We start from the raw sequence: 12329 nt of genomic DNA, 5'->3' as shown, positions 1-12329 counted from the left end.
ATGCTTTGAATAACCGAAAGACCGAGCTGCCCCGAAGCAATCTTCATGAATAACAATTTGGAGATTGCTTCGTCGCACGAAGGAATATATTGAAAATTAAGCCTTTTTGAAGTGCTCCTCGCAATGACGTGAACCCGTCATTGCGAGGGGCAAATAAAGAGTTTGATTCATATATTCTACTTGATTCCCCGAAGCAATCTCCCAAAGTAAGCAAGAAGACTGCTTCGTCCTCGCGCCTCGTCCTCGCAGTGACGACCAAAATAAGGAGACTGCTTCGCTTCGTGCCTCCGCTCGCAGTGACGGTCAGGCCGAGGCAATCCCCCAAAGTGAAAAAGGAGACTGCTTCGTCCTCGCGCCTCGTCCTCGCAGTGACGACCAAAATAAGGAGACTGCTTCGCTTCGTGCCTCCTCTCGCAGTGACGGTCAGGCCGAGGCAATCCAAAAGAAATTTCCAATGCAAAAAGGCGGCGCTGTTTATATAATGACCAATAAACACAATACAGTATTGTACACTGGTGTAACTGCTGATCTTTTGAGAAGAGTCTATCAACATAGAGAGAGGTTGGATGAACAGTGTTTTACCTTCAAATACAACATTTGCAAACTTGTCTATTTTGAATCGTTTCATTCCATCGAGGAAGCAATAGCGAGGGAAAAACAAATAAAGGGAGGAAGCAGAAAGAAAAAGGAAGATTTGATTAATTCGGTCAATCCAGAATGGAGAGATTTATGGGAGGATATTCAGGGTTGGTAAATTAAATGAACTCTCAGGGGATTACTTCGTCGCACGTAAGTGTTTAGTGAAAATTGAGCCTACGGAAGTGCTCCTCGCAATGACGTAAAAATGTTCTCCATCATCATCCCCCTATACAACAAGGCCCAATTCGTTCAGAGAGCGATAGATTCGGTCATGGGGCAAAGTTTTCGGGAATTTGAGTTGATTGTGGTCAATGATGGGTCCACGGATGGGGGAGAGCAAAGGGTTTTGGCATATGGTGATCAAGTCAAGTTGATTACTCAACCAAACCAAGGCGTATCCGAAGCGCGTAACCGTGGAATCAAAGAAGCCAAGTATCCATGGATTGCTTTTTTGGATGCGGATGACTTCTGGCTTCCCAATTATTTGGGAACGATTCGCCAAGGAATTGCACAGTTTCCGCAAACCGGAATCCTTGGCTGTAGCTATTCCCAAAGTATAGAGGACTTGGGTAAGGTGGATTCGCAGGGCTGGTTTCAGATGGATGATTATTTCAAAAGGGCCATTGTCAATACGCTGTTCTTTACCTCAGCTACTGTTATCAGAAAGTCCTTTTTTTTGGAGAATCCGGGATTTGACAAGGATTTGTCCAGGGGGGAGGATTTGGACGTTTGGTTTCGCGCGGTATTGTTTTTTGGTAAGCCGGTATACAACTTTTCCAAACTGGTATATTACAGTCAGGAGGATGCGGGTAAGGCCACCAATAGGGCATTTCCGATAGTACGATCCCTTTCTTATAAGATCCTTCGGCATGACTACTACCTCCCCGCAAGAGGCATTGATTGGGGGGATTTTGAGATTTTTAGAAAACGATATGTGTATTTTAATCTTTTTCCATATCTGAAAGATGCTCAGAACGATGCGGTGGCAAAGATTCTCCTTGAAGCATTGAAGGATTCAAATTTGCTACTCAGATTGGTTTATTTACCACCGTTTGGTCTTTTACGCAGGCTTATGAAGTATCCGCGGGGAAGAAAACTCCTAAGAAACTACATGAAATTTTGTCTGCGGTACATCTATTAAAAATGAAAATTATTCGATTGTGCACTGTGTTGGATTTTGGAGGATTGGAGCAAAGGTTGGTCAATATTTCCAAGGTGGAAGATGAACATGAGTGGGTGTTTTGTGCTTTGGGGAATGGGGGTGCGGCTGCAACGCAAATCGAGAAAAATGGAAAGCGCGTGGTCTTGTTGGAGACCGAATTTCGGATACCCAGCATCAAGGCAATACAAAGGCTGGTTGAATTTTTCAAGAATGAGCGTCCCGATGTGGTGCATACTTCCGGCGCTGAAGCAAATTTTCACGGCATTGTCGCTGCCAAAATAGCTGGTGTAAAAAGATTGGTATCAGAAGAAATCGGTATCCCCAACCAAAAGTTTTTACACAAGGTGCTGTTTAGCGTGCTTTACAGATTTCCTTCCTATGTTTTGGCCAATGCCTTGCCTGTTGGAAAGTATTTGACTGAATTCAATAGTGTGTCGTTGGCCAAACTGAGAATCATACCCAATCCCGTTGAGCTTTCCTCCTCAAGAACCATCAAGTTATCAGACGACCCGGAGTTTCATATTCTTACCGTTTCAAGGCTCACCGCCGTTAAAAACATCGATGGGATTTTACGTGTACTCGCCCGTCTGAAAAAGGCAGGCAAAGCCTTCAAGTTTACGTTGATCGGAGACGGGGACCATTTTCAGGGTTTGAAGGACTTAGTAGATGAATTAGCCCTCAAAGATTTGGTGGATTTCAAAGGATATAGGGGTGATCCATTTTCAGCTGTGGAGGCGGCAGATTTGTTTATCCTCAATTCCTTTACGGAGGGATTTTCCAATGCTTTGGCGGAAGCGATGGTGGCGGGGATTCCTTGCTTAGCCACAAATGTCGGAGCAGCTGGTGATATGATACAGGAAAATGAAACAGGCTGGTTGGTGCAGCCTGGGGATGATGAGGGTTTGTTCCACAAGCTGAGATTCATTTTTTCTTTGGACAGAGAAATATTAGCGAAAGTGGGTCAAAGCGGTAAAGAATCTATCAGGGGTAAATATTCCCTGCAAGAGCATCTACATCAATTGATGGAGATTTATAATGGTTGAAATGGGCAAAATAAGGGTGCTACAGTGTATCGAAACCATTTCCTCGGGAGGGGTAGAACAAACCCGCCTGACCTTGGCTAAAATCCTGCCGAAGGATAAATTTGAAATCAAAATGACTTGTTCCCATGCCTCGGGTCCGATAGCTGAAGCGCTTCAAGCAGAAGGGGTGGAGTTGATTCCCCTTGGTTCTATGAAGCATCCCTTCGATTGGAATATTCACAAACAAGTACAGGCAATCATCCGGGAATACAAGCCCCATATTATGCATGGGGGCGTATTTGAGGGCAATAGTTTGACGGCATTGTCGGGTACTTGGATGCGGGTGCCGGTGCGGATAATAGAAGAAACCTCGGATCCCCAAAATCGCTCTTCCAGGGCAAATTGGTTATTGCGGCAATTCAGCAAAATGGTGGACAAGGTTACAGCGATATCCCCCAATGTGGAACGCTACCTGCTTGACACTGCAAGGATCAAAAGGAGCAAAGTCCAAAGAATCAATAATGGTGTCCCTTTACCAGCTTTAGTTTCGGAAGTGCAAAAGAATGCAATGCGGCAGAGACTTGGAATTGGCGAAGATGCTGTTGTAGTGGGTTTTGTGGGGCGGTTTTTCAATGACCACAAGCGGATGACGGATTTGTTGGAGGCAATCAGTATAGTCAATGAGGAGAAGCTAAAGCTACTAATGGTAGGTGATGGCAGGGATAGACAGATGGTGGAGGAAAGAATAAAAGAATTAGGGATTTCTGAACGGGTAATATTGGCGGGGTATCAATCCGACACGGCCATGTATTTTGCAATCATGGATATTTTCAGTGTTCCGTCTGCAAGAGAAGGTTTTGGGCTTGTGGCAGCGGAGGCGATGATGCACCATTTGCCCGTGATAGCCAGCCAAGTCGGAGGTCTAAAGGATGTCGTGTTGGATGGCGTAACAGGTTACCTTGTACCTCCCCAAAATCCCAGCATATTGGCTGATTGTATCAAAAAGTTGCTCGCTGATCCGGAACTTAGCCAAAAGATGGGAGCGGCAGGATATCAGCGGGCTGTCAAGAATTTTTCTGCTGCACGGTATTGCCGAGATGTAGAATCGCTTTATTTGGGACTGTTGAAGGAAAAAAGAGTTCAGGTTTAGAGCCATGTTGGATGTCATCGTCATAGTACTGATTTTGGTTGCCTTGGTCAACAGCAATGCGACAATGGCGAAGGCATTCGGCCTGCCGCATAAATACGAGCTGCATTTGCACTATCTACTTTTTTACCACCTTTTCTTTTCCATATTTTTTACTTGGTATATTCTAAACTTTGGAGGAGATAGTCAAGGGTATTGGCGTTTTGGGATGCAGCAAGTGTTGATAAGGGGTGATGAGACCTGGTTTTCTTATTTTGGGGACGGGACCACTTTTATCCTTTGGCTTTGTTATATCCCGAGCCAACTCATGGGATTGTCCTACCTAACGGGAAACATTCTGTTTGGATTCTTGGGGTTTATGGGTATCAGGTATTTGTTTGTCTTGGTGGCGACTTTGTTTCCCACCAACCATTCAGTGTTAAACATCCCACTTTTTCCGACGGTGTTTTATTTTCTCAACCTTCACTTTTGGTCTGCAGGTGTTGGCAAAGACGCCATTTGTTTTTGGGGGATTGCTTGGTTTTTGTTTGCCATTCAAAATTACCGTCAGCGCTGGTGGCAGGCGGCAATCGCTATTTTCTTTGTCTATATGGCCCGTCCGCATATGGGTCAAGCTTTAATTTCTGGAGCTGGACTCGCTATTTTATTTGGCTCGGAAGTGAAATTCGGTTACAAAGTTGCTTTGGGCGGTTTGGCGGCTGTCGGAGCATTGTTTTTATTGCCCAGTACGCTCGATGCCTTGCGCCTTGAAGATCTTTCCATCGAATCCATGGAGTCATTAGCAGGTTCAAAGGTGGGCAATTTAAGTTCCACACACACGGGTTCCCGTATAGATTTGAGTTCGTATCCTTGGCCTTTGAAATTATTCACCTATATGTTTCGACCGCTGTTTGTCGATGCGCACAACGTAGTATCATTTCTTTCGTCCTTCGAGAATGCGCTGTACCTCTGGCTGAGTTTCTTTATTTACCGCAACTGGACGCCTGAAGCTATTCGGGACATGCCGCTGTTCATCAAGGCCGGGATGATCACTTTCATTCCTGTGACTCTGGCATTTATGAATTCCCTTTCTAACCTGGGTATTGTGATGCGTATGAAAAACATGACGATGATTTACTTTTTACTTTTCTGTTTCTTTTTGATTGCGTACAACAAACACCTTAGACAGCTGCGGGTGCTGGAGAAAATGAAGTATTATCAGAAGAGGGAGGAGATTATTAGGAAGAAAGAGATTGTGAGAGGGGAGTAGGGATTGGAGATTGGGAGAAATGGGAAAGGGGATAAGGGATTGGGGAAGAGAGGACATTTGGGAGAGGGGATTGGGGAGAAGGGGACTAGGGATTAGCGATAAGGGGAGAGGGGAAGAGAGATTGGGAGAAACGGGATAAGGCGAGAGGGGATTTGGGAGAAGGGACTAGGGAAAAGTAGCTTGGGGATTCGGAGGGACGGATTTTTTGATTTTCGTCCTATTCTTTACATTTATTTGGATTGTTGATCTGCGAAAAATGGAAAAGCATGATTCTTTTGAAGATCTAGTTTGCTGGCAGAAGGCCTATGAATTGAAAACAGACATCAAGAGAATAGTTTTGGATAAACTTCCAAAGCCTGAGCGGTTTGAACTCTATTCACAAATTCAGAGTGCATCGAGGTCAGCTACAGCGAATATTGCTGAAGGTTGGGGGAGATTTCATTATTTGGATAGTAGGAAGTTTTACTATAACAGCAGAGGATCGCTCGCTGAGATAATTGATCATTTGATAGAAGCAAGAGATTGTGGATATATTTCATTGGAAGAATTTGATTGCTTAAAATCCCAAACCCTTAGCGCAATCAGGGTATTGAATGGGTATATTAAGTATGTGAAGAAAAAGGCCGACAGCGGCGAAAAAGGATAATAGGAGATAGAGAATAGAGATTCGGGAAAGAGTCTCTGCCTCCTTTTCCCACGATTGCTAATCTCCAATCCCGCCCAAGTCACACGTTACCCGAATTTTCCTGGTCGGCCCTCCCTCATCCCTTATTTTCCCAATCGCTTGTTCACTTTTCCCTCGTCCCTTATCCCCCATTTTTCAAAATTTCCCAAGCCTAAATGTCCAAAATCCTTTTCCTCCCCAAATATCCCCGCATGGGGGCGTCGAGTAGGCTGAGGACGTATCAGTTTATGCCGAGTTGGGAAGGGGCGGGGTATAGTGTGAAGGTTTCGCCTTTTTTCAATGAGCAGTACCTGCAAGAGCGGTACAAAGGAGAGGGTTTGGATACTTGGAATCTGCTCAAATGTTATTTTCAGCGGTTATGGGTGTTGTTGGGGGCCTGGAGGTATACCCATGTTTGGATTGAGAAGGAACTGTTTCCCTTTGCCCCTGCTTGGGCCGAGTGGATTTTGGCCAAGGTCGGGAAGGGGTATTTTGTGGATTATGATGACGCCGTGTTCCATCGCTATGACCAAGCGAGACGGCCTTGGGTAAGGAGGATTTTTTCGGACAAGATAGACCGCGTTATGCGGTATGCCAAGGTGGTTTTTGTCGGGAATTCCTATTTGGAACAGCGTGCGCAGCATGCCGGGGCCAAGAAAATCGTCAGGCTGCCGACCGTGATCGATACGAAAAAGTATGGACCGAAGACTTGGTCCTCGGAGGGTACTGTTCGGATTGGTTGGATCGGTTCGCCGAGTACCTTGAAGTATCTGAATCTGATTCGGCCTGAATTGGAGCAGATTTGCAGGGAGTACGATGCGGAGGTGTTGTTGGTCAATGGGAAAATCACATGGAAATTTGATGGACCAATGCGGCTGATTCCTTGGACTGAGGAAGGGGAAGTGGTGGCAATTCAGGAGATGGATATCGGGCTGATGCCATTGCCAGACACCCCTTGGGAACAAGGGAAATGTGCCTACAAGCTGATCCAATACATGGCTTGTGGCCTTCCCGTTATCGCTTCTCCGGTAGGGATGAATTTGGATGTGGTGGAAGAGGCTGTTAATGGTTTTTTGGCCAAAGATGGAGAAGCCTGGCTTGCGGCATTGCGGACTTTGGTTCAGGATGCGGCATTACGGAAGCGGATGGGCGAAAACGGATTTGCCTTGGTGCAAAAGGAGTATACCTTGGAGGGGAATTTTCGAAGAATGAGGGAGGAAATTGAGAATTCACAATGATGAATGATGAATGGGTGTACCAAGTACGAAGTACGATGTACGAAGATGGTGATGGAAATTAATAATTGAGAATTAATAATTCATAATTAAAAAGGGAGCCATTCGGGGTTTTTTCTATCGTCTATGGACTTTCTTTACCAATAACCAATAACGCCTAACGCGTCAGCATGGGATTGACGAAAAAGAAACTACTTTTTGTGACCTGGGACTCGGATCAGAGCAATTATCTGGAGTCGCTATTTTTTCCGATTCTGAAGGGGCTCGGGGAAGCGGTGGGGCTGGAAGCGCATGTGCTGCAGTTTTCCTGGGCAAAACCCCAAGATGTACACCGCATCCAACAGCTAGCTGCCTCCATGGGTATTATCTATTCCCAGTTTCCGATTCATCGGAAGCCTGTGGCTGGTTTGGGGGCGCTTTGGACGGTTTATCAAGGAGTAAGGATTATCCGTAACTATGTTCGGGCGCAAGGGATTGATGTGTTGATGCCACGCTCGACGATGCCTGCCATGATGGTAAACCGGCTTTGGGATTGGCTGAAACGGGGAAAGGTAAAGGTGGTGTTCGACGCAGATGGCTTGCCCTTGGAAGAGCGGGTGGATTTTGCAGGCTTGAAAACCAAGAGTTATCAGTACAGAAAACTCAAGGCAGAGGAGACGAAAATGTTACAGCGTGCGGATTTGGTACTCAGTCGCTCACAGGCCGCTATTGATATCCATTTGGACAATATCGGGGAGCGGTACCGGGAGAAATTCCTCAAGGTGGCGAATGGTCGCGACGCGGATTTCTTCCAACTTGACCCGAAAAGTAGAAAGCAAGTGCGAGAATCTTTAGGCCTTGCTGAGGGCGAAATGCTTTGGGTATATACAGGAAGCTTGGGGATTCCCTATGAAGTGGACAGGATGTTGGCGCTTTTTGGGAGGTTTCATGCAAAGCATCCCAAATCCAAGTTTTTGATATTGACCCGGCAGGGGGATTTTTTGGAAGGTAAGATTCCCAATGGTTTATCGGAAGCCATCGTGGTTCGCAGCGGGAGTTTTCAGGAAATCCCCAAGTACCTGAGTGCGGGGGATGTGGGATTGAGTTTGCGGAAATTTGCACCGAGTTTGGCGGGATTGGCGCCGATCAAGTTGGGTGAATACCTCTTGATGGGATTGCCTGTGATTGCCTCGAGGGGTGTCGGTGACACCGAAGCGCAACTTGGTACACAGGAGTTTGCCTTTTTTCTGGATCCGGAGAATGAGTCAGCTAGTTTGGATTGGCTGGAGGGAATCAAGGATTTGGATCCTGTCAAGATCAGGGAATTCGGGAGGAAGGAGTTTAGTTTGGAACGGGCGGTGAGGGATTATTTGGAGATTTGGACTTAAAAGTTCATCATTAAATCGAATCACAGCATAAAGCTGAGAGATCAATCCTAGCGGAATTGAATCCATACAATGGTGTTTTCTCCGGGTGCTTCCGATAATTATCGGGACGGGGGAGGGAGGCGTGAAATGATTACACAAAAGGCCGAACCCCGACAGGGGTTCAATTCAACCCCTCCCGGGGTTTGAAGGACGGTTTACCCATAACGCTTCTAACCTCCGGATTGGCATCCGGGGCCAATAACCTTCGGTCTTCAATCCCTTCGGGATTTGGAATGGGGTCGAAGTGTTGGATGAGTACGAGATTCTTGATCGATCAAAAAAGTGAATATTATGAGTATTCGTAATGTTTGGCTCTTTTATTCAATTTGAAGTTTTATTGATCCGCCTCGGCGGATTTCTTGTTTTCTGGGGTTGTAATTCCCATGGGTTATCCAATCTTCCAATCCTCCAATTCGCTATTTTTGAGCCATGACTTTGACCAAACCTAACCTATTGCCTTTATTGGAAAAGCTCGCCGCTGAGTTGGAGGGGGAGCTGAGATTTGACCGCCTTACCAAGGCCATCTATGCCACGGATGCTTCGGTGTACCGGGAGATTCCTTTGGCTGTGGCTTTTCCCAAAACCGAGAAGGACATTATTGTCCTAATTGATTTTGCCAGAACAAATCAAACCTCACTGATTCCTCGGACGGCGGGCACTTCGCTGGCAGGCCAATGTGTAGGGAATGGCATTGTGGTGGACGTGTCGAAGCATTTTACCAAGATTCTTGAATTCAACAAGGAAGAACGCTGGGTACGCGTGCAGCCAGGCGTGGTGCGGGATGAACTCAACCGCTTTTTGAAGCCCCACGGCCTGTTTTTCAGCCCGATAACATCTACCGCCAACCGGGCCATGATCGGTGGCATGGTCGGCAACAATTCCTCTGGGACTACTTCGATTGTCTATGGAGTCACTCGCGATAAGGTGATTTCCTTGGACACGATCTTGAGCGATGGCAGGAAGGTGGTGTTTGGCGAAATCTCCAAGGAGGATTTTGACAAAAAGTGTGGACAAAACGACCGGGAAGGTGAAATCTATCGGCAGATACTTGCCGAGCTTGGCGATCCCGAAGTGCGGGAAGAAATCCATGCACAGTTTCCGAAGAAATCCATCCACCGCCGCAATACAGGCTATGCCGTGGACGAACTGCTGAAGGCGGAAATTTTTGAGGGAGCCGAGAAGTTCAACTTCTGCAAGCTGTTGGCAGGTTCGGAGGGAACTTTGGCTTTCACCACCGAGATCAAAATCGCGCTCGACCCGCTTCCCGATCCGGTGGAGATTGTGGTGGCCGCACATTTTGAAAGCATCCATCAAAGCATGAAGTCTGCGCAGGTTGCCATGAAGCACCCGGCGACTGCCGTCGAGCTGATGGACAAGATTATCCTCGACTGTACCAAAGAGAGCATCGAGTATTCGAAGAACCGATATTTCGTCGAAGGGGATCCTGCGGCATTGTTGATGATTGAATTTCGTGGAAAAACCTTGGAGGAAGCCATGGCCAAAGGGGAGGCCTTGATTGCTGACCTGAAAGCAGGCGGCTATGGGTATGCCTATCCAATCATTGGTCCGGACAAGACTGCTTCAGCTTGGGCTTTGCGGGCAGCAGGATTGGGACTTTTGGGCAATATCCCCGGAGATCCCAAGGCGGTGGCCTGTATTGAGGATACGGCTGTGGATATTGCGGATTTGGCGGATTATATCGATGAGTTGGACGAGACGCTGAAGGGATTTGGGCAGGAGCAGGTCGTACACTATGCCCATGCCGGTGCCGGGGAGATCCATATCCGTCCAATCTTGGACCTGAAAAAAGCTGCCGACGTGGAGGAGTTCTTCAAGATATCGGAAGCCTCCGCGAAGTTGGTGAAGAAATATAACGGCTCCCTGAGTGGTGAACATGGGGACGGAAGGGTCCGTGCGCCCTTTATTCCCATCATGGTGGGCGAGAAGAATTACCGACTTTTCCGCAGGATCAAATACACCTGGGATCCGGATAATATTTTCAACCCTGGGAAAATCGTAGATACTGCGCCCATGAACCAGTTTCTGCGCTATGAGCCCGGAATGAAAACGCCCGAGCCCGAGACGGTTCTGGATTTCTCAGGCGTGGGCGGCATCCTGCGCTTGGCCGAAAAATGCAACGGTTCGGGGGATTGTCGCAAGCTGCCGGGCTCGGGGGGCACGATGTGTCCATCCTACATGGCCACCCGCAACGAACGGGATACAGTACGTGGCCGTGCCAATACCCTGAGGGAGTTTTTGACCTTGGATAAAAAGGAAAATGCCTTTGACCATCCTGAGATCAAGGAGGCCTTGGATCTTTGCCTGAGTTGCAAAGGCTGTACCGCCGAATGTCCTTCCAATGTGGACATGGCCAGCATGAAGGCCGAGTTTTTGTTCCAATACCAGAAAACCCATGGGGTTCCATTGCGCTCCAAGGCATTCGCATATATCAACGAATTGAATGAGCTGGGTTCCAAGGTGCCTGCGATTGCCAATTTCTTTTTGGGCAATCCGCTGACAGGGGGCTTGATGAAGAAGGTTTTGAACGTGGCTCCCCAGCGTCAACTCCCGGAAATCAGCCCTGTCAGTTTGAGGAAATGGTACAGGCATCAGTATGCTGCCTTACCGGGTGCCCCAAAGGTCATCAAGTCGGTGTATTTCTTTGTGGATGAATTTACCAACCACAACGATACGCAGATCGGCATCAAGGCCATTTCCCTTTTGAAAAAATTGGGCTATGAAGTGAAGGTCGTGGATCACGAGGAAAGTGGTCGGTCTGCCCTTTCCAAGGGGCTTTTGATCAAAGCCAAGAAACATGCCGAAGCGAATGTGCGGATTTTTGAAAAACTGATCGATGGCGATACCCCGTTGATTGGTTTGGAACCTTCGGCAATTCTGAGTTTCAGGGACGAGTATCCACGGATCGTGGGTCCGGAATTGGTAGCTGCTGCGAAGAAATTGAAATTCCATGTGCAACTGATTGATGAGTTTTTGGGTAAGGAAGTCGCCGCGGGAAACATCAAGCCTGAATCTTTCAACACCGTTGCCAAGAAGATCAAGCTCCATGGACATTGCCACCAAAAGGCCCTTTCATCGCTCAGCTGGACGCAAAAGATCCTTTCCCTCCCTGCCAATTATACCGTGGAAACGATTCCAAGCGGTTGCTGTGGCATGGCAGGTAGCTTCGGCTACGAGGCGGAGCATTTTGAAGTCTCGCAGCAGGTGGGCGAATTGGTCTTGTTTCCGGCCGTGAGAAAAGCGGATGCCGATACCGTGATTGCAGCACCGGGGACTTCTTGCAGGCATCAGATAGCCGATGGGACGGGCCGGAAGGCATTGCATCCGGTGGAGATATTGTGGGAGGCGTTGGAAGGGAAGTAAGTACCAAGTACCAAGTACCAAGTACGATGTACGAAGTACGAAGTAAGGAAGTAAAGGAGTAGTGCAATGTACCAAGCAAGATGTACGAAGTACGAGGGAGAAAGTAAGGAAGTTAGTTAGGGAGTTAGGGAGTAGTACAATGTACCAAGTACGATGTACGAAGTAGGGGGATTGTCTACATCTGAGTTTCGGGTCGGTCTAAAAATGCCTTACGGGAAAATCCAACATTCCGGAAAGCAGCATCGGGATTGGAGGTCGAGGGCTTCCGGGGCGCCAATTTTCCGGGCCGTTGCAAACTTTGTACTTGGTTTTTGGTACTAAGTACCAATTCTCCCCCAATTTTTCAGGTTGATTTGATTTTTTCCGGCCTTGCAGGGTACATGAATGTTAATATCTTTGTCGGATTAAAAAAATCAGGGTAAAC

Annotated in this window: 10 protein-coding genes; all 10 read left to right on the top strand. The window is 47.3% G+C overall.

The annotated features are described in order from the left end of the window. Positions 1-128 precede the first annotated feature (128 nt). The 10 genes from L0U89_RS04400 to L0U89_RS04355 all read left to right on the top strand — a co-directional run bounded on the left by L0U89_RS04400 (position 129) and on the right by L0U89_RS04355 (position 11905). Complete coding sequence (locus tag L0U89_RS04400) at positions 129-482, top strand: hypothetical protein (protein ID WP_234860413.1); 354 nt, start codon at positions 129-131, stop codon at positions 480-482. After that, on the top strand, positions 455-754 hold the full coding sequence (locus tag L0U89_RS04395) for a GIY-YIG nuclease family protein (RefSeq protein ID WP_234860412.1): 300 nt from the start codon (positions 455-457) through the stop codon (positions 752-754). Before L0U89_RS04400 ends, L0U89_RS04395 begins: the two co-directional genes overlap by 28 nt. A gap of 90 nt (positions 755-844) precedes the next feature. Next, a complete protein-coding gene (locus L0U89_RS04390; protein WP_234860411.1) occupies positions 845-1780 on the top strand; it encodes a glycosyltransferase family 2 protein in 936 nt (311 codons plus the stop codon). A gap of 2 nt (positions 1781-1782) precedes the next feature. Continuing rightward, a complete protein-coding gene (locus tag L0U89_RS04385; RefSeq protein ID WP_234860410.1) occupies positions 1783-2844 on the top strand; it encodes a glycosyltransferase in 1062 nt (353 codons plus the stop codon). 1 nt (position 2845) lies between these two features. Continuing rightward, positions 2846-3973: a glycosyltransferase gene (locus tag L0U89_RS04380; protein ID WP_234860409.1), complete on the top strand. Its 1128-nt coding sequence runs from the start codon at positions 2846-2848 to the stop codon at positions 3971-3973. Positions 3974-3977: 4 nt separating this feature from the next. Continuing rightward, positions 3978-5219, top strand: a complete 1242-nt coding sequence (locus L0U89_RS04375; protein ID WP_234860408.1) for a hypothetical protein — start codon at positions 3978-3980, stop codon at positions 5217-5219. A gap of 256 nt (positions 5220-5475) precedes the next feature. Continuing rightward, positions 5476-5865, top strand: a complete 390-nt coding sequence (locus L0U89_RS04370; RefSeq protein ID WP_234860407.1) for a four helix bundle protein — start codon at positions 5476-5478, stop codon at positions 5863-5865. A gap of 194 nt (positions 5866-6059) precedes the next feature. Continuing rightward, a complete protein-coding gene (locus L0U89_RS04365) occupies positions 6060-7121 on the top strand; it encodes a glycosyltransferase family 4 protein (protein ID WP_234860406.1) in 1062 nt (353 codons plus the stop codon). 167 nt (positions 7122-7288) lie between these two features. Beyond that, complete coding sequence (locus L0U89_RS04360) at positions 7289-8485, top strand: glycosyltransferase family protein (protein ID WP_234860405.1); 1197 nt, start codon at positions 7289-7291, stop codon at positions 8483-8485. A 468-nt stretch (positions 8486-8953) separates the two neighbouring features. Beyond that, positions 8954-11905, top strand: a complete 2952-nt coding sequence (locus L0U89_RS04355) for an FAD-binding and (Fe-S)-binding domain-containing protein (RefSeq protein ID WP_234860404.1) — start codon at positions 8954-8956, stop codon at positions 11903-11905. Positions 11906-12329 lie beyond the last annotated feature (424 nt).

Origin of the sequence: Mariniradius sediminis (genome assembly GCF_021491425.1) — a bacterium.
Classification (GTDB): Bacteria; Bacteroidota; Bacteroidia; order Cytophagales; family Cyclobacteriaceae; genus Mariniradius; species Mariniradius saccharolyticus.
This window is presented reverse-complemented; position numbering and strand designations above follow the sequence as displayed.

Coding starts and splice junctions, on each gene's coding strand:
- L0U89_RS04360 (WP_234860405.1), top strand. CDS start 7,289: ATGGGATTGACGAAAAAGAAACTACTTTTTGTGACCTGGGACTCGGAT.
- L0U89_RS04390 (WP_234860411.1), top strand. CDS start 845: ATGTTCTCCATCATCATCCCCCTATACAACAAGGCCCAATTCGTTCAG.
- L0U89_RS04375 (WP_234860408.1), top strand. CDS start 3,978: ATGTTGGATGTCATCGTCATAGTACTGATTTTGGTTGCCTTGGTCAAC.
- L0U89_RS04365 (WP_234860406.1), top strand. CDS start 6,060: ATGTCCAAAATCCTTTTCCTCCCCAAATATCCCCGCATGGGGGCGTCG.
- L0U89_RS04385 (WP_234860410.1), top strand. CDS start 1,783: ATGAAAATTATTCGATTGTGCACTGTGTTGGATTTTGGAGGATTGGAG.
- L0U89_RS04380 (WP_234860409.1), top strand. CDS start 2,846: ATGGGCAAAATAAGGGTGCTACAGTGTATCGAAACCATTTCCTCGGGA.
- L0U89_RS04355 (WP_234860404.1), top strand. CDS start 8,954: ATGACTTTGACCAAACCTAACCTATTGCCTTTATTGGAAAAGCTCGCC.
- L0U89_RS04395 (WP_234860412.1), top strand. CDS start 455: ATGCAAAAAGGCGGCGCTGTTTATATAATGACCAATAAACACAATACA.
- L0U89_RS04370 (WP_234860407.1), top strand. CDS start 5,476: ATGGAAAAGCATGATTCTTTTGAAGATCTAGTTTGCTGGCAGAAGGCC.